At 46.6% G+C, this 17679-nt stretch carries 19 protein-coding genes; 8 read left to right on the forward strand and 11 right to left on the reverse strand.

Annotated elements, in window-relative coordinates; all coding sequences use genetic code 11:
- Positions 1 to 23 precede the first annotated feature (23 nt).
- From JT717_RS25175 to JT717_RS25200, 6 genes are all read right to left on the reverse strand, one after another.
- The gene (locus tag JT717_RS25175; RefSeq protein WP_240348414.1) at positions 24 to 473 is read right to left on the reverse strand and encodes a DoxX family protein; all 450 of its coding nucleotides are present in this window, start codon (positions 471 to 473) and stop codon (positions 24 to 26) included.
- Positions 474 to 582: 109 nt separating this feature from the next.
- A complete protein-coding gene (locus tag JT717_RS25180) occupies positions 583 to 1170 on the reverse strand; it encodes a Crp/Fnr family transcriptional regulator (protein WP_205513871.1) in 588 nt (195 codons plus the stop codon).
- Between the two features lie 66 nt (positions 1171 to 1236).
- Entirely contained in the window at positions 1237 to 2682 is a 1446-nt protein-coding gene (locus JT717_RS25185) for a hypothetical protein (protein WP_205513873.1), read from the reverse strand.
- A gap of 62 nt (positions 2683 to 2744) precedes the next feature.
- Entirely contained in the window at positions 2745 to 5189 is a 2445-nt protein-coding gene (locus tag JT717_RS25190) for a spermidine synthase family protein (protein WP_205513875.1), read from the reverse strand.
- Entirely contained in the window at positions 5186 to 5878 is a 693-nt protein-coding gene (locus tag JT717_RS25195; RefSeq protein WP_205513877.1) for a protein-L-isoaspartate(D-aspartate) O-methyltransferase, read from the reverse strand. Before JT717_RS25195 ends, JT717_RS25190 begins: the two co-directional genes overlap by 4 nt.
- A 126-nt stretch (positions 5879 to 6004) precedes the next feature.
- A complete protein-coding gene (locus JT717_RS25200) occupies positions 6005 to 7993 on the reverse strand; it encodes an ATP-binding protein (protein WP_205513878.1) in 1989 nt (662 codons plus the stop codon).
- An 89-nt stretch (positions 7994 to 8082) separates the two neighbouring features.
- Between JT717_RS25200 and JT717_RS25205 the strand changes: the two genes are divergently transcribed.
- Together JT717_RS25205 and JT717_RS25210 are read left to right on the forward strand one after the other, a co-directional pair.
- Positions 8083 to 8511: a response regulator gene (locus JT717_RS25205; RefSeq protein WP_205513879.1), complete on the forward strand. Its 429-nt coding sequence runs from the start codon at positions 8083 to 8085 to the stop codon at positions 8509 to 8511.
- A 45-nt stretch (positions 8512 to 8556) separates the two neighbouring features.
- On the forward strand, positions 8557 to 8787 hold the full coding sequence (locus JT717_RS25210; protein ID WP_205513881.1) for a hypothetical protein: 231 nt from the start codon (positions 8557 to 8559) through the stop codon (positions 8785 to 8787).
- Between the two features lie 79 nt (positions 8788 to 8866).
- Here JT717_RS25210 and JT717_RS25215 read toward each other — a convergent pair whose 3' ends face one another.
- The 3 genes from JT717_RS25215 to JT717_RS25225 form a co-directional block, all read right to left on the reverse strand.
- Positions 8867 to 9079: a hypothetical protein gene (locus tag JT717_RS25215; protein ID WP_205513883.1), complete on the reverse strand. Its 213-nt coding sequence runs from the start codon at positions 9077 to 9079 to the stop codon at positions 8867 to 8869.
- Positions 9080 to 9178: 99 nt separating this feature from the next.
- Positions 9179 to 9601 (reverse strand): secondary thiamine-phosphate synthase enzyme YjbQ, encoded by a 423-nt coding sequence (locus JT717_RS25220; RefSeq protein ID WP_240348415.1) that lies wholly within the window; start codon positions 9599 to 9601, stop codon positions 9179 to 9181.
- A 167-nt stretch (positions 9602 to 9768) separates the two neighbouring features.
- Positions 9769 to 10368 carry a hypothetical protein gene (locus JT717_RS25225; RefSeq protein WP_205513885.1) on the reverse strand — a complete coding sequence of 200 codons (600 nt, stop codon included), beginning with the start codon at positions 10366 to 10368 and terminating at the stop codon, positions 9769 to 9771.
- A 237-nt stretch (positions 10369 to 10605) separates the two neighbouring features.
- On the opposite strand from JT717_RS25225, the gene JT717_RS25230 reads away from it, so the two are divergent.
- Positions 10606 to 10878 (forward strand): TFIIB-type zinc ribbon-containing protein, encoded by a 273-nt coding sequence (locus tag JT717_RS25230; RefSeq protein ID WP_205513887.1) that lies wholly within the window; start codon positions 10606 to 10608, stop codon positions 10876 to 10878.
- Positions 10879 to 11168: 290 nt separating this feature from the next.
- On the opposite strand, the gene JT717_RS25235 is transcribed toward JT717_RS25230, so the two are convergent.
- Positions 11169 to 12272: a tetratricopeptide repeat protein gene (locus JT717_RS25235; RefSeq protein ID WP_205513888.1), complete on the reverse strand. Its 1104-nt coding sequence runs from the start codon at positions 12270 to 12272 to the stop codon at positions 11169 to 11171.
- 186 nt (positions 12273 to 12458) lie between these two features.
- On the opposite strand from JT717_RS25235, the gene JT717_RS25240 reads away from it, so the two are divergent.
- From JT717_RS25240 to JT717_RS25255, 4 genes are all read left to right on the forward strand, one after another.
- On the forward strand, positions 12459 to 13733 hold the full coding sequence (locus tag JT717_RS25240; protein WP_240348417.1) for a CehA/McbA family metallohydrolase: 1275 nt from the start codon (positions 12459 to 12461) through the stop codon (positions 13731 to 13733).
- A 201-nt stretch (positions 13734 to 13934) separates the two neighbouring features.
- Positions 13935 to 14387: a hypothetical protein gene (locus JT717_RS25245; RefSeq protein ID WP_205513890.1), complete on the forward strand. Its 453-nt coding sequence runs from the start codon at positions 13935 to 13937 to the stop codon at positions 14385 to 14387.
- Between the two features lie 178 nt (positions 14388 to 14565).
- Complete coding sequence (locus JT717_RS25250; RefSeq protein WP_240348418.1) at positions 14566 to 15198, forward strand: NAD(P)H-dependent oxidoreductase; 633 nt, start codon at positions 14566 to 14568, stop codon at positions 15196 to 15198.
- An 18-nt stretch (positions 15199 to 15216) separates the two neighbouring features.
- Positions 15217 to 15729, forward strand: coding sequence for a class I SAM-dependent methyltransferase (locus JT717_RS25255; RefSeq protein WP_205513894.1), 513 nt, complete (start codon positions 15217 to 15219; stop codon positions 15727 to 15729).
- On the opposite strand, the gene JT717_RS25260 is transcribed toward JT717_RS25255, so the two are convergent.
- Positions 15716 to 16156 (reverse strand): GNAT family N-acetyltransferase, encoded by a 441-nt coding sequence (locus tag JT717_RS25260; protein ID WP_205513895.1) that lies wholly within the window; start codon positions 16154 to 16156, stop codon positions 15716 to 15718. The two genes, JT717_RS25255 and JT717_RS25260, sit on opposite strands and share 14 nt — an antisense overlap.
- A 92-nt stretch (positions 16157 to 16248) precedes the next feature.
- Between JT717_RS25260 and JT717_RS25265 the strand changes: the two genes are divergently transcribed.
- Positions 16249 to 17661 (forward strand): aminotransferase-like domain-containing protein, encoded by a 1413-nt coding sequence (locus JT717_RS25265; RefSeq protein WP_205513896.1) that lies wholly within the window; start codon positions 16249 to 16251, stop codon positions 17659 to 17661.
- Positions 17662 to 17679: the final 18 nt, after the last annotated feature.

The raw sequence follows: 17679 nt of genomic DNA on the forward strand, positions 1-17679 counted from the left end.
TTTTTAATGTAATGCTTTGCCGCTTAAGCCAGGGGCCGCTTCAGGTACCCGGCATCAATAGAATAACGTCCGGCGCCCGAATAGATCAATGCGCCGGTCATACCTATAACCAACAGGAAGAATTCCATGCCTTCCGTTTTTTGATGGCCAAACCAGTTCATGAAAAAGTAATCGGTAAAATGTGTCAGAATAATGCCTGCCATTACGATTGCAATGGCAATACTCCAAAGCCTGACGGCAAAGCCAAAAAGCAGGAACAGGGGACCAAAGAATTCTATAATGATAACAATGAAGCCAATGAGCCAGGGTAAATGAACGGTGTCGGTAAAATAAGCCATGGATGCTGCAAAGCCCTGGCCATTAAACCAGCCGAGAAGTTTTTGGGCGCCATGGGGAAAAAGGACCAGCGCCAGAAAAAGACGTAATAAAAATGGAGCTATGGATCGATCGGTATAAAAGATCATTCTCTTCATACATGCTATATTTTGTTATCACAAAATTTCTGAAAAGAAGAAGGCCGGCCAATCACCCACGATAATGAAAAAAATTAACCTATGGTAATTAAAATGCCGGCGAATAATGTTACTGTTGCTTTTTGTGTGCCTGCGATCTGATCCTGCTTAAACTTTGGGCTGTAATTCCAAGGTAGGACGCAATCTGATGGTTAGGTACTCTTTGTTCAATTTGCGGGTATTGCGTCGTGAAATCAAGATACCGTTCGGTGGCCGTTTTTGCGAGGGAGGAGGCAACTCTTTTGATAGATGCGATATATGCATTTTGAATGACGATGCGGAAATGTCGTTCCATTTTCGGAACCCTTTCATACAGGATCTCCAGGTTCGGTTTGGTGATCTGGTAAACCTGGGTATCTTCGAGACAATCAATATTGCTTTTGGTAGGCGTTTCTGTAAGAAAGCTGTAAAGATCACCGATCCACCAGTCTTCCAGGCCAAATTGTAAAACATGTTCCTGTCCTTTTTCATCCACTTCAAAGGTTCTGGTCACGCCTTTTACAATAAATGTCTCAAACCTGGCTATTTCGCCTTCCTGCAAAATATATTGGCGTTTACGAAAGCTTCTGAAGATAAAAAGCGATTCGATAATATCTACTTCTTCCGGGCTTAAAGTAACATATTTAGTAAGTGTATTGACCAGGGCATCAAGCATCATGCGGCGAACTTATGATCCGCCAATTTCGCTAAAATCAGTGTAATCTGTAATTTTTGAACAAATAAATTATCCCTCCACGATATTGGCCTTGAAGGTCTTGATGATCCTGACCGGGGCGCTGCCATTTTTAGGAACCACTTCAAAGGAAACACGCACGCCCAGCGCGTGGATAGGCGCGGATGCTTTTAAGATCTTTCCTTTATACATTTTTGCTTCTGTCAAATTCCGCGTATTCGTTGATTCAACCGCAACGATCTCCTGGCGGAAACGGCGGATATCGGCATATGCCCGGGTAAATGGGTTGATGATATACTCGATAGAAGACACATCGAGTGCATATTGCTCACGAAGATCACCATTAATGGTAGTGTGTTTGATCACCGGTTTTTTTGCCAGGTAAAAGATCCCTGCCGGTTCATTGAATAAAGGACTCAATCCCACACCCAACCTGCTATCGGTACCCGGCGCCGGAAAATTGATCGCCGGAATCCAGCCAACCAGGTTCTGATGTTGCCTGAATAAAACCGTAAGGTTAAGCTTGCAATCAGCCAGATTCAGGCCGGGCGACAGGGTAGCGCTGAGGATATTTCCTGCAGTACTGTCATTGATCGCTTGCCGCAGATTGTTAATGGTTGCAGCCGGCAATAATCCAGAGAGCTCATTAAATCCCTGGATCGATTTCACATGTGCCTGCATGTTTTCCCCAATGGCAGGTCCCAGCGCTGCACTACTGGTAAATCGCAGTCCCGGTTTTTCCAGGTAGATATTTTTGTTCCTGGCAGGCGTATTGTTTATCGAAAGCTCATCCACCCGGGCAAAGGCCAGCGTAAAGGCAATACCACAGTCCCGGGAAGTGTAAGTGGTAATCTGCTGGTCATAGGCCAGTTCAAATTGAGTAATATACCATCCACCTTCACGGATCGGCCAGGGCTCAATGAGGGAAGCAGAACGGGCATTGGCATCAAGATCAACTATGAACTGGCCGGCATAATTCAGCAGGGGCGTACTCATTGGCTGCGATAACCAGATCTCGTTTATAAGTGATTGGTAGCTGTCTACCGCCGGGTTGCCGGGTCTTGTGTTATAGAGATAGTATCGCAAGAGCCCGCGGAATTTATTATATAAAATAAATACGCGATTATCAAATTCAATGACATCTGTAAAATTATTATATACGAGTTCCCAGCCATCGCTTTTCTTATAATCAAAGCGCAAGCCGGGATCGTAATTTCTGATGGCCTGTTCGCTCCATGGAACAGGTACGGGAGCTTTGCCGGCAGGCACCGGCATCTGGTGCGCGTTTTCCCAATCGAAGGGATAATTGGCCACCGGCCTGGTAGGCTGCAAGCTAATACCGGTTGGAATGGTTATTACCGGCTGTAATGTATCATTGGTACTGGTGACCTCCTCTACCTGTAAAGGGATTGGTTCCGGCTGGTCAGCCCCTTTTTTCTCACAGCCTATTATAGAATATATGTATATGAACAGCGGGATGATAAGGAAAGGTTTCATGGTTTAAGATTGTGTAACCTTATAAGACACCGTTATGCAGGGATTGCTGCGTTAAGAAACTGTTATACTGCCTCTTGATCCCAACGGCTGCAAACGATCAACGGCATGCAATAGGCCAGGGCTGCCAGCCATAATACCAGGCCTGAACCTGCTTCAACGGTTATTATAGTGGCCAGGGCGGTGCTGATCACAGAAACGCAACCGTTCAGGCCCCAGGCCCAGGGAATTTCGCTTGCTGCTGAACGGGCAAGCCATGACAGTGCTGCCGGAAAAGGAATACCCATGCAAAATGCCAGTGGCCCTGTCAGTAATAACACGATCCCGATCTTTACAGGCATAACTGCCTGCATGGTTTGCTGCAGCAGGGGCATCAATACCGCAGCATATATAACAAGAAGTACAATGATGGCCATAACGATGCGCATCATGGCTTTTTTATTTTGGGCAAAGCGACCAGCCATATAACTGCCGGCTCCGGAAAAAAGCAGGAGGGCGGTGATGACCGCCGCTGCTGCATATACAGGCTGACCGAAATAAAAAGTGAGGTGTTGTATGAAAACCATTTCTACGAACATATAACCGAGGCCAATGCCTCCAAAGTATAGCAATACCGAGCCTTTATGTTTTCCTTTCCAGCCCCGCCGGAACAGGGGTAGCAGTACGAGCACAAACGAAACGACCGCGATCTGCACCAGTGTGATCACTACCAGCAGGTAACCGATCTCAAAGAATGGAATGGAGCGGTTGCCGAAATTGGCAGCGAGGTGGGAGAGATTTTTCCAGCGGATGAATTGTGCAAAATAGGGGCGGCGGTCTGTGGCCGGTTTAATATTAAAGTCATAGCTGGCGTATAAGGCGTTTCTGTCGCGTGAGAAGATCGCATCTATATACTGAAAGAAACTGCTGTCCTGCAACAAGTGGTAGCGGGCTCTTTCTTCCGGTTGCAGACCTGGCAGCAATACGGGGTCAAATTGCCATTGGTTACAGAATTGCCGGATGTTTTGAATGGCCGTTGCCGTGAGTGCGGTTTTGGTGATTACAAAACTGATGGTGCTCCAGCTCCGGATGGCGGCAACATGTTGTTGGGGTTGTTTTATATTCAGTTCTTCCAGTACTTCGGCCAGGGTGGCTGCCAGCTTCAGCGGATGGCGTACGGGGTAATCCATCCAGGCGCTGATGCTGATGGCGCCGGCCGGCTGCAAGCGCGGCCACATGTGCAGAAATGCTTCCTTTGTTAATAAATATTGCTGGTGCAGGGCATATAATCCCGCCGAGCCGCCAAAACTACCGGCCATGGGCAAGCTGATGAGGTCATAATGTGCTGTATCGGTCAATAAAAAAATGCGGGGTTCTACCTTGCGCACGGTCACTGCGGGATGAAAATAAAGTGAGTCGTTGTCTGCCGCCAATGTATGCTTTAATGCTTCAATAAGTATGGCATTGGGTTCAATGGCCACGATATTGGCCGCATTACGGCTAAGGGCATGCGCTACTTCCAGCCCGGTACCGGCTTGCAGCACCAATACAGTTTTTTTCGGCGCCATTTTGTAAGGAAGATCGAAACTGGTGTTGTGCAGCACGAATGCCGTATCCGCTTTATTATACCCGGCAACGGCGCCCAGCCAGTCGCCATTTATAAACATGGCTGTGCTGGCGCTCACTGCTTCTTCTGCGGCAAGGCTCATGCCCGGTGCATACCGTAACACAGGCGATGAAATGGCTTGTATGGGTCCATAAGGGCTTGTTCTCTCCATTTTTAGGGTGGCTTCCGGCAGCAAGAGGGTTTTGCTAAGATCTTTGAACTGCGATAAGTGTAAAGTGGGCGGGAAAGCGATGGAAAAGCCGCTTACAATGCACGCAAGCAATGCAAAGAAACGCAATGTTTTTGTGCGTTGGGGTTTTCCCGGAATGATCATTATGCCCGCTATTACCGGCAAGCAGGAAATCACAGCTGCTAAGCGGTTCGGAAATAAGAACCACAGCAATGCAAGTAACAACAAGCCGCCAACGGCCGATCCGCAAAGGTTGGCGAAATACACTTTACCGATATAAACCACATAGTGATCGAACATCAGGCCGATGGCAAGCGCCCCCAGCAAAAATGGAATAAAGAACAGGAGATAGGTCAGCAGCAAACGGCCGATATGCGTATAGTTGGCAAACAGCATATAGGAGTCGAAGCGGATAAAAGAAAGCTGGGAAAGATACATTACCAGGCACATGCTAATACCACAGCTGATCATCAACAGGGGCAGCCACCAACGGATATGGTTCAGCAGGTGCTGCCTGAAAAAAGCGAGTACCGTGCCGGCGGCGCCAAAACCAAGCATGGCCACTGAAATGACCATATAGGCGAAGTGATGCCATTGTACAATGGATAATACCTGCATAAGCGCCAGTTGAAAGGCAATGATGGCCGCAGACAGGATTCCCAGCGACAGCATTAACCGGGTAGATAAAAGATCAGCTGAATTAGGCGTGCTGTGCATGTCAAAGAAGGCTTTCATTCGGTTTTCTTCCTGGTGAGGGGAACAAAGGCTACCGGCAGCAGGTTCCTGCTTGTAGTAGATCCATTTTTCTTTTCCACCAGTATCAGCATCTGGGTTAAAAAGGAGGAGCCGACCGGGATCACCATTTTACCACCATCTTTCAATTGACCGATCAATGGCGGCGGTATATGTTCTGCGGCAGCCGTTACAACAATGGCATCGTATGGGGCATGTTCTTTCCAGCCATTATAACCGTCGGCCGTTTTTACCTGCACATTTTTATACCTGGAGGTCAACCGTTCAGTGGCTGACCTGCCCAGTTCAGGAACGATCTCGATGGTATATACTTCTTTTACGATGGCTGAAAGAATCGCGGCCTGGTAGCCCGAGCCGGTGCCGATCTCCAGCACTTTAAAATGCGATTGTGGTTTTATCACTTCTGTCATATAAGCCACGATGTATGGCTGCGAGATGGTTTGTCCATAACCGATGGGCAGCGGCCGGTCTTCATAAGCATTCTTAATTTGGTCGGCCGGTACAAATTCATGGCGGTTCACGGTGCGCATGGCTTTCAGCACAACGGGATCTTTTACACCCCGGCGTTCAATTTGCTGGCTCACCATTTTTTCTCTCTTGGTCTTGTACACGTTTTCCTGCCAGGGTGCTACCAGCAGGAATAATCCTAAGTAAAATGCAGGGCTCAGCATAACCACCTGTTTAACGTTATAAAATCATTGCGTTTTGGTCGGGATCGCTTTTAAGAGCCGGATCGCACAGTAAGCATGCCTTTCTTCGACATGCCGGTTTCTTTTTTGTTCGCGTATGAGAGCAGATCAGGTTTGTACAGGCTGGTGCACCGCAGGCAAAAGCACGAAAAAGGTGGCGCCTTTGCCTGGTTCGCTTTCTGCCCATATGGCGCCCTGATGGTTTTCAGCAACTTTACGCGCGATGGCCAGCCCAATACCTGTTCCGGTATATTGCGATTTCGTATGCAAGCGTTCGAACATATCGAAGATCTGTTCGGCATAATGTTGGTGGAACCCAATGCCATTATCGATCACTTCTATAAGGTAATGTTGTTGTTCTTTATAATTTCCGGGTAATCTGCTTGCCACAAGCGCTTCATCGGCGGCACGGCTGCGTACGGTAATCACCGGTTGGGTATTGTGGCGGCTGTATTTGAGCGAATTACTAATGAGGTTCTGGAATAACTGTTCAAATTGCCGGGCATTTCCCTGTACCACCGGCAATGTCTCAACGGTGATCTGCGCCTGTTTTTCTGCAATGCTAAGATCCAGTGCGGCAAGCACTGTCCGCATTATTTCATTGAGGTCGATCGTATTTCTTACAAGTCGTTGCTGGCTTATGTAGGAAAAACTAAGCAGGTCCCGTACAAAATCGTTCAGGTGCCTGGCGGATAATTCGATCCGGTTTACAATACGCAGCCCTTCAGCGCCTATTGCCGAGCCAACGCTGCTTTTTAACTGATCGGTGAACAGCAGGATCTTTCGCAACGGTTCTTTCATATCGTGCGAGGCTGCATGTGCAAAGTCTTCGAGGTAACGGTTCGACTGCGCCAGCGAGGCAACGGTTTGTTCCAGCTTCAACTGCGATTTGCGAATGATGGTATGGTCAGAGAGGCAGACCAGCAGCTGGTTATTGAGTTTGATGCACTGCAGGTCAAGATAATGGTCGAGCCCATCTACATCATAATGCAATTCGCGGCGCTGTTTCTGTCCCGTTAGGAAGGTATTCCGGTACATTGAGAAAGCGCCGGTTGACAAATAGCCGGGGAACCATTTGCTGGCAAGCTGGCCTACAAGAGCAGAAGGTGGTTGATGCACCAGGTTTGAAATGGTTGCGTTCACCAGCACGAAACGAAAGTCGGCAAGTTCATTTTTTTCATCATATTCAGGATCCAGCAGCGCCATGCCGGTTTGAGCGGCATCAAATACCGATTTCAGGGTGTTGGCAGATTGCTCAATTTGAAGCTGTACCTGCTTTACCGGGGTGATGTCTGTAAATACATGGATCAGGTGGTTCAGATCGAGCCTGGAAACCGTAGCCTCTATCCATTTGCCGGTAGGTTCCACCATATGTTGCCAGATAAAAGGTTTTCCAGTCTCGAGTGTCCTCAGGCAGCCCTGGTAGTATTCGGTTTCTGTAATGCCGGCTTGAAGTTCGGTGACCTGTTTGTTGATGAAGAATTCGCGCGGAAAACCGGTGGCCTGGAGGGCAGCGTCATTTGCCATGATCATGACGGCGTCAATGACCATTCCCTCCTCGTTGCGGACGGCGCGGGTTACGCAAATACCGTTAGACGTGTTCTTTAAAATGTTATCGATCAGGTTTTTTTGCTGCTGTAGCTGGCGGGTGCTCTCTTCAAGCGACGATTTCTGGGCCTGCAGGGTTGCGATCATTTTTTTTTCATGCGTAACGTCCTGCACTACGGTAAGTATACCGCCGCGGAGCTTGCTGCGAAGTACCCGCGCATGTTTATTGAGGGCGGAATTAAAAATAGCAGTTGCAGACTTCTTATCCGTCTCATACACCCACTTCATTTCTTCAAAGACCTGGATACGCAATTCGGGTGATAAAGTAGGGGAGTTGCGAACGGTAAGGCCTTCAAACTGGGCGGGGGTCACTTTCAGGTATTCAAGGCCTTCCTGGTTGGCATAGGTGAAGGCAAAGTCGTCAATGTGCTGTCCATCATCTGACCAAACAGGGCTGAACCACAGAATGGCCTGTGGCTGCCCGCCATAGAACTCTTCAAACAACCGGGCGTCAAACAGGGGGTCTTCTTGCCTATGGGCTGTCGTCATGTGTATAATTATGCGAAACCGGTGCCACGAAAACCGGCTTAAAAATTAACTTTGTATACCAGCGAGCAGCCAACATTAATTGAAAGAACATGAAAAAACAGCCAGGCAGGCCAATTCTCATTGTTGAAGACGATGAGGACGACCGTTTTTTTATCACAAACGCCATCCGGAAATGTGGAATACCGAATGAGCTGATCTATTTAGACAATGGACAGCAGGCGCTCGATTATTTAATGGATACCAGGGACAAGCCATTTATCATTCTCTGTGACATTAATATGCCTTTAATGGATGGCATAGAACTGGGGCGTAAAATTCATGGCAATGATTATCTCCGGAAAAAATCAATTCCTTTTATCTTTCTCACTACTACCGACAATCCGAGGCATATTGATGATGCATACAAGCTAACGGTACAGGGCTTTTTTAAAAAACCTGATGACAGTCAGCAGTTGCAGGAGATCATTCAGCAAATTTTTGGGTACTGGACAAAATGTCTTCACCCGAATGATGATTAAAGTGTTGCTGGAACGACAATTGCAAATAAAAGGGAAAAGACCTATATGGAAACCCGTTTACAGCAATTTACAGCAGCACAGCTACGCACTATTGTTATCCATGAGATGAGGAAATTCGCGCTGGCCCTGGAATACGGATCAACCATCAGCGATTTGCAGGAAATAAGAGACCAGATCAAATTACTGGCAGATACACTGGCTGCCAAGGAAAGGGATGAGGCCGGGTCTTATTTTGTAGAAACTCCGCTACGTTCCGGTTTAACCGCTTCTATTTAGCATAATACCCATAAAAGTTCCTGGCTAACCGACACTGTCAATTAGCCAGGAAAAAGGGTGAATAAATGAAATGATTGCCTTAAAAACCGAGTTTACTACCAAGGTCGCCCAAAGGATTACCGCTGCCGGTATTGCCTGACTGTTGGCCGCCACCGCCTAATACCGAATCGATCTGCCCCCCAAACTGCGGAAATTTTTGTTTAACATAACCGGCAACAACACCTAATACCTGTTGGGCTTTATCAGCAGGAATGCCTGTTTTCTCAACTATCTGGTTAATTAATTCATTCATGGTTTACATTTTTATGTAATGCTACAAATTTGGGGCCTTCGTGTGTAATTGATAAACCAGGTAAGCGAAATACGTTTGAGCGCTGAAATCTTTACTGGGTTATTGTCCCCATGCTGTGATCACCAGGTTGCGCCGGCCGCCGTGGTTTCTGTGCTCGCATAAATATATGCCCTGCCAGGTGCCAAGCGCCAGTTGTCCTTTACGAATGGGGATCATTACCGAGCAGCCAAGCATGGATGCTTTTAAATGCGCCGGCATATCATCTGCACCCTCATAATCGTGTTTGTAATCGGGATCATTCTCCCTGACCGTTTTGTTGAAGAAGGTTTCAAAGTCGATACGAACGGTAGGATCCGCATTTTCATTAATAGTGAGCGATGCAGAAGTGTGCTGAATGAAAACCTGGCAAAAACCGGTTGTAATGTTCGCCATGGCGGGTAATGCCTGCACCACTTCCCGTGTTATCAAATGGAAGCCTCTTGGCTTTTCCGGTAATGCGATCACTTGCTGGTAAATGTTCATGCTTAATTAATTTGTACCAGGTACAAATTTCAGGGAAATTGATCGAAGTGAGGGTAGTTAAATGAGGGCTGATAATGGGACAAAGCTCTTTAGTGAATGCGCCGGCTTATAGTGCAGAGAGGCAAAGAGCAAAGCGCATGTTATAGATACGGCGGATAACAGCGTCTTTATTTATAGCAAAAGCTACATGGCTTTCGATGGCCGGTTTTCTTAGCTTCTTCAATTGTCATTACATCTATTCTGTCTGCGCATCTTTTTAATCCTCGGCACATGCTGTTATGATAAGCAAGGCTTGTAGCGGAGTGGCAAACATACACTTCGGATAGCGATTTGGGAGGAAGTTCGTTATGCACATCAATTCTTTTTTCAGTCTGAATTTTAAGATCAAAATTGGCATCTTTAACCAGTTTATTGATCTTGCCCTGTTCATCGGTGATAAATCCTGCTTTCAACATGAATTCCAGGTTCTTTTTATTCCGCTCGATACTGTCCGATGTGGCTACTTTTAAAATGATCTCCGATTCGAATTTTTGCCTTTCCAGTTTGATGTTTGTGTACCCCTGAAGCAAAGCTACTACGCAGGTGCCTATTACACCAACCAGTGCAACATATATAGCTACATGCGTAGGGGTAACCTTTGAACGATTTGTTTTTAGTTCGTTTTCTCTTATGGTAAGTTCCCGTTCTCTGAGCTGAAGGTCCCGCTCGTATTTGTTCTTTTCGAAATGGAACTTTTCCATTTCCAGGTTTTGGTTTTTTACATCCATTTGGGCTAATTGAGAAATTCAGGCCTTTTATTACAGGTGCACAGGATACAAAGAATCGGAGTGCAGGAAAAGGGTGTTTTTCCCGTTTTTTTATTGCCGAATTTTTATATGTCATAAATGCCTTAGTTCCATTATTTAGTAAACCGTTATATGCTCATGGTATTTTAATACGCTTCTAATGTGGCACAATGATTTAATAGATAAAAGGTTTTTAAGTTTAATGTAAATCATTTGTATATGAATTGTCCTAATTGTAACGAAGTCCTTGTTATGACAGAAAGGCAAGGCGTTGAAATTGATTATTGTCCCAAATGCCGGGGTATTTGGCTCGATCGGGGTGAACTGGACAAGATCATTGAAAAATCATCTCAGGCTGGCGCCACCTTCGACGATACTGATCGCTACCGCGATGAACATAAGGGCTATGATTCGTATAAAGACCCGCATCATCCCAATTATAAAAAGAAAAGGAAGGGCGGGTTTCTGTCAGACCTTTTTGACTTCGATTAACGAAAGCAAAAGCCCCGAACCTGCTGGAATGCGATCCATGGGTCCGGGGCTTTTTATTTTTCTCTGCCATTCGTTTAATTCTCGCACCTATTGCCAACTGCCCCTGCTAATTGTTTTTATTGCCCATTGGTTTATTGCCTGTTGCCCATTGTGGTTGCCAACTGCTAACTGCTTATTGTTTTTACTGCCCATAGGTTTATTGCCTGTTGCCTATTGTTGTTGCCAACTGCGAACTGAGGACTGAGAACTGAGAACTGCCAACTGAGAACTGTAAACCGCAAACCGCCCAATCACTCTGTTTCCATTTTCTTCTTAAAGTCGGGGTACAGCTCGTACAGGCTTTCAATCACCTCGTTGTTGGCATTTTTAGTATTGCTGTACGCTTTTGTAAGGGGCACTGCCTTTTCCCATTGTTTGTCTTCTACATAACGGTTAATAAGTTCAAGCGTGCCGGGGCCAAAACCAGGCAGGTTTTCATGCAGTTTCTCCAGGTGCACCAGTTGGTTGGCAGTATCTTCAGTTTCTTTATAGATCAGGGCACGGTAATAATCCAGGAAAGGATCCTTGTTTATCAGTGAATCCAGTCCATTTATACAGCGCATGGTGCCTGCATAATCTTTTTTCAGATAATAGGCATCCATCATCAGCAGGTACATATTGGTAGACTCGGGGTAGTCTTTTTGAAAATCGTTCAGCGAAGTGAGGTATTCGTCTGTTCCCAGGCCGCTGGCAATTTGGGTATAAATGATCCTGTAGATCTTTTGTTTCTTAAGCACGGCCGGGAGCGATTGATAGATCTTATTGGCTTTTTCAAACTCCTTGTCATTAATGTACTTTCTCATTAACTGCATCATGTTGGCGTCTTTCTTGTCAACTGTCGAGGCCGCTTCTTCCTTCATTGATATCAGGGTTTGCGCATAGGTAGTGCTCAGGTTCTCCCCCGTAACGTAAATAAAGATGTCTGCGATCTTCACCTCGTCTCTTATTTTAACCAGCTCGAAGTCGTGGTAATTAAGCTGTTCATCGTACATGCGGAAGACAAGATGCTGACGGTTATTTTTTTCATATTGTTTTACCAGTTCGTAGGTGCCGGTTTGTCCCAGGTTCTTTACGATCTGGCGTCCAAAGTCGCCGGATTTCAGTGAACCCAGGGTGGCGGATACTTCTGAGCGGCTCAGTTTGTTGTCAGCCTGTTCCATGATCCTTTTTTGAAGAAGCTCCGGCGATAGCAGGTTATTGAGTAAACCGGTATTGCGATTGGCGATGGCGTTTTGCAATGCGGTGGCTATCTTCGCCGCTTCTTCCTTTGTTACCGGCTTTTCCGCTTCGGAACAGGCCGTAACAAATAAAACAACCAAAAGGATACACCAGGAAAAGAAGGTCTTGCAGTTCATGATCGGTAATAGGGTATGGATATAATAAAGGGAAAGAACGCTTTTATTGGCCTATTTGTTGTGCGTTGGATTGTCCGTGGCAGCAAACACCTTGCGCCGCCATGTAATAATTTCTTAATGTGCTTTCCTGTAAACCCTTAATAATTTGCAGCCCCAAAGAAACTGCATCGCTAAACATAAAACACAATGGAAAAGGAACAAACTGATATGAAGCGTAATAATGACAAGACAAAGAGCCGGGTGATGGCTGGAATTTATTCGTGGCTGCTGATGGGTTTAATTGCCTTTATGGGCAGCACGGCCTGGGGCCAGTCTGACACAGTAAAGCGATCAAATCGTAAAGATCCCTGGGCATTCAAAGAAATAAAAACGATACCACCTGTTGCGCCGCTTACGGGAGGCCTGTGGTTAAAGGGGGATCTGCACCTCCATTCCCGCCACAGTAAAGAATCATCTAATAATCCGGTTGCAAAGATTTTAGCTTTTTCAAGATCGGTGGGTGTAGATTATGTGTGCATTACCGACCACGACAACCATGTTGATGGGGATGTGGCCAATCATACCTGGGCCGATCCGGAATTCAGATCTGCCGATGTATTGCTGTTATATGGCGCTGAATGGACAACCACCCGCGGACATGGCAATGTGTTTTCTGCCAAACCCTATGATCACCAACGTCTGTATTTTGTGCGTGATCAACGCGACCATGTGATCCAATCTGTAGTAAAAGAACTTGGCATTCATTTGTCGGCCAACCATCCTATGGGTCCCAAAGATCACTTCGGTTTTTCCTATGACATGATCAAATCTATGGAAGTATGGAACTCCTGTGTATGGTCAAAAAATGTAAATGCGCTGTTGATCTGGGACGATATGCTTTCTTCTGGCCGCAAGATCACCGGCAGGGGAGGAAGTGATGCGCATCATGGCACACCCGAATCGCCCGATAAGGCAACACCCAACAGCAAACAGGCTGCCGCCAATTATGTAGGAACGCCTACGACCTGGGTATATGCTACCGCCCGTACGTCCCAGGCGGTTGTTGATGCACTTACCAATGGGCGGGTATCGGTTAGCGCCAACCCTTATGCGCCCCGCGTTGAATTCTATGCCGACCTTGACCAGGATGGCAAGATGGATATGATGATGGGTGATAATGCAAAACCAGGCGGCAAGCCGGTTACATTCCGCGTACAACTTACAGGTAAAACCGCCACCGATTCAAGCTACACCATCAATGTGGTGAAGAATGGCAACGCATTCGGTACCTATAAAACAACCGGTAAAGAAGCTGTAATAGAATTTACCGATACACCGACAACAGCAGGCCGTACATATTACCGGGTTACCGTGGAAGGACCGGTAACACCCTATCCGGAAGTGCCCGCATCCATGGCCTTAAGCGGGAATATGGTAGCATTATCGAATCCCATCTGTTTTAACTTCGACCCCAGGTTTTGATGCTCCTTGACCAGATCCGGCGGCAGTGCAGGCCGGATCTGCAGATGCTCAAATAGAATTGATTACCTTTGTTTCAACCTTTCTAAACATCCTTTAATTCCTTCCTGGTACGGCTTTGATCGATCGGGTACGCTATAAAACAGGATTTGTACTTTGATAACTATCCTTTCAACAAATTAATTGAACATTTAAAAGTACATTATGCAAAAGCTGTTGTTTTTGAACTTGATTGGTTTATTGCTTGTATGCTTACCTGTAATTGCCCAAAAGAGCACTGCCGATTCGCTTTCACTGGTATCAAAGATCGAGGCAGATTCAGCCAGGCTGAAAGAACTGCAAAGCGAGCTCGACCTCAAAATGATGAGCAAACAGGAAGCTGTTGCCAAAGCACATAGGTCTGCCAGTGAAAATGTAGCTGCGGCAGACAGGTTGAGTGATGATCCGCGAAATAAAAGGCTGGCCAAAAGAGCTGATCAAAATGCCAGTGAGGCCAGGCGCGATGCGAAAACTGCGCGGAGGGAAACCGAAAGGGTCAATAAATTGGACAAGGAAATAAGAACCATAAAAAAGAGGATAGCCAGGAACCAGACCAGGTTGAATAAATTCGTTCAGCAAGCCAACATGAACCGGGCGGCGGGCGATACTACCCAGTAGCCGTTCCAGGCTGCAGCGCCATTGAACCTTCGGTGTAACATACCAACAGCACCCGGTTCACAAGCTTTGTGAACGGCCCTGCTATTTTTATTAATGAGGTAGATGCAGGAAGTGGTTTCCACAACCAATAAAGCTGGTTATATTTGATGTTTATTAGTTAGTTATAATGACTCCTGCAATGAATATCCTCCTCATCAATGGCTCCTTGCGTGGTGCAGCCGGTAATTCAGGTGCGGTGGCCAGCCGGGCTGCACAACTGCTCGTTAATGAACTGCAACAACAGGCAGGCTTGTTAACGCTTACCGACCCGATGCCAACGATCAGGGAAGTGTATGAGCTGCTTGTCGTTTCCGACGCTTTCCTGGTGGTGACCGGCGTATACTGGAATAACTGGAGCTCCCCGCTGCAGCGATTCGTAGAAGTAATGACTGCCTTCGAAAATACACCTGCCTTCTTTGGCAAGCCGGTTGCCTGCGCCGTTACGATGGACTCGGTCGGCGGCATTGAAGTGGCAGCCAGATTGCAAGCCGTATTTGGCGGACTCGGTTGCTGGAGCCCGCCCTGTTCTACCGTCGTGTTATCGCGCACAGGCCAGGAAGCCATGGCCGCCTCTGCGGGCGCCAACGATGATCCAAACGAAGATGTCTGGCGTTTGGATGATATGCATATTGTATTGACAAACCTCGTTACGGCCGCCGCTATGCCGCGTAACAACTGGCTTGCCTGGCCGCATATGGAACTCATTATTCCCGATGGTCCCTGGCCTTCCAGCGGACCCCTCGATATGGGCACGCCTAAATTTTTGCCTTAACCAATGAAAAAACTGAGCATGAAACCGAACGATCGCTTTAGCTGGGCATTGTCGCTTATGGATCTCCAACCGGATCACCAGGTGCTTGAAATAGGATGTGGGGTAGGGCTGGCCATTGAGCAGATCATCCCCCTGTTAAAAACGGGGTCGGTTACCGCTATTGACCGGTCCGCATCAGCCATTGATAAAGCCTGCAAACGGAATGCAGCTGCTATAGCAGATAACAAAGTGAAATTACTTAGCCTGGACCTGCTGCAGTTGCAGGATCATAAAAAGAAATATGATAAGGTCTTTGCTTTTAATATAAATCTTTTCTGGACAAAGAGATCAATTACTGCCGAAGCTGTCATTCTAAGATCACTGCTTAAACAGAACGGTTTAATGTATATCTTATATGGTCCTTTAGTAGGTGGTATCAAAAAAATTGAAGGGCCGCTTATTGCCAATATGGAACGGGAATCATTTGTTCTTCACCAGCTAATACATGATAGAACATTAAACTGCTGCTGCTTTATTGTCAAAGCGAATTGATTTCCTGAAGATGCGCATCCGGGTTATATACCTCCAACAGAAAGGATGGATTGCCGAGTTCCTTAAATTGAAACTGACGGTATAAACCATGCGCATCCCTTGTGTTCAGCATTTTCCTTCTCAGCCGCTTCGACCAGGGTTGTTCCATAATATGAGCCAGCATTTTTTTTGAAATGCCCTGTCCGCGGTATTCGGGTAAAACAAAGAAATCGGCAAACCAACCGAATGTATAATAATCAGTGATCACCCGTCCAAATGCCACCTGTTTATTGTCAACGAATGCGCCAATACAGAAAGAATGCGTCAACGATCGGTCTACCATAACATAGGAGATGCCTTTCGCCCAATAAGATGCTGTGCTCAAAAATTGATGGATCATGGTAACATCCATAAACTCTTTACCTGTTCTGATAGTTACAACTGACATAGTCCGCTATTTAGGATGTAAAAATAAATGCCTGGGTTGAATAGCTACAGCCTCAGTTTTCGGTTTTTTAATGGACACAGTTATCTTTACGCATGCAGCATGCGTTTTTATACAGGGAGATCTCCAACAAGATTGCCAGCCTCATCAGGAATAAGGTGTTAAAAACAGGCGATCGCCTGCCTTCGGTGAGAATGTTATGCCAGCAGTATGGTATCAGTATGAATACTGCCAAAAGGGTATTCCTGGAGCTGGAAGCGCAGTCACTTATAGCGCCGAAACCACAATCAGGGTATTTTGTAAGCCCCTTACCTTATCAGCGACTGCCACTTCCCGCTGTTAGCCGGCCATTACAAAGCACTCCTAGAGAGCCTAAAGACCTGATGGCGAAAGTATATAACACCATGGGAAGAACAGATCTTACCCTGTTTTCGATTGGCGTAGCTGCGGGTGAATTGTTGCCTTCATCAAAACTGAATAAGGAGATCATACAAGCAACCCGCAGGCTTAAAGACAGTGGCAGCGGCTACGAACCGTTGCAGGGAAATGAAAAATTGCGACGAATGATCGCCGCACGATCTATGTATTGGGGCGGTAAACTGCATGAAGATGACCTGGTAACAACTGCCGGCGGTATGAACGCATTATCCTTTTGTATGATGGCCCTGGCCAAACGGGGTGATACCATCGCAGTGGAAAGCCCCTGTTATTCCGGAATATTACAACTGGCATTAAGTATGGGATTAAAAGTGCTTGAGCTGCCGACACATCCAACGACCGGTATTGAAGTGGACGCTTTGCGAAAAATAGTTTCAAAGATCGATCTTTGCCTGCTGGTGCCTAATTTCAATACACCTTTAGGCAGTTGTATGCCCGATGAACATAAACAGGAGGTGGTAAGGCTATTGGCAAAACACCGCATTCCACTGATCGAGGATGATATCTATGGCGACCTGTATTTTGGAACACAACGTCCATCCTGCTGCAAGTCCTTTGATAAGGAAGGCAATGTCTTACTATGCAGTTCTTTTTCCAAGACCCTGGCCCCTGGTTACCGGGTAGGTTGGGTAGCAGCTGGCAGATATAAAGAGCAAATACTCAAATTGAAACTGGCACACGCCATCTCCTCCGCAACTATCACGCAGGAAGCAGTGGCCAATTTTTTGGCCAATGGCCGCTATGATAATCACCTTCGCAAACTGCGGCTGACCTTAAAAAGCAATTGCCAGCAATATATGCAGGCAATAGCCGAATATTTTCCGGAAGGCACCAAAACCAGCCAGCCACAGGGCGGGCTTGCTTTATGGGTAGAATTCAATAAAAAGATCAATACAACGGAACTGTTTGACCGCACCATCAAACAAAAGATCAGCATTGCACCAGGCCGCTTATTCACTTTGCAAAAGCAGTTTGAGCATAACATGCGGCTGTGCATCGGTTTATCGTGGACGGAAGAACTGCGTCATAAATTAAAGTTAATTGGGGCTATGGCGGCCCGGATGCAATGAGGGCACTGGCAGGATTCA

The organism is Longitalea arenae (genome assembly GCF_016924755.1).
Classification (GTDB): domain Bacteria; phylum Bacteroidota; class Bacteroidia; order Chitinophagales; family Chitinophagaceae; genus Niastella; species Niastella arenae.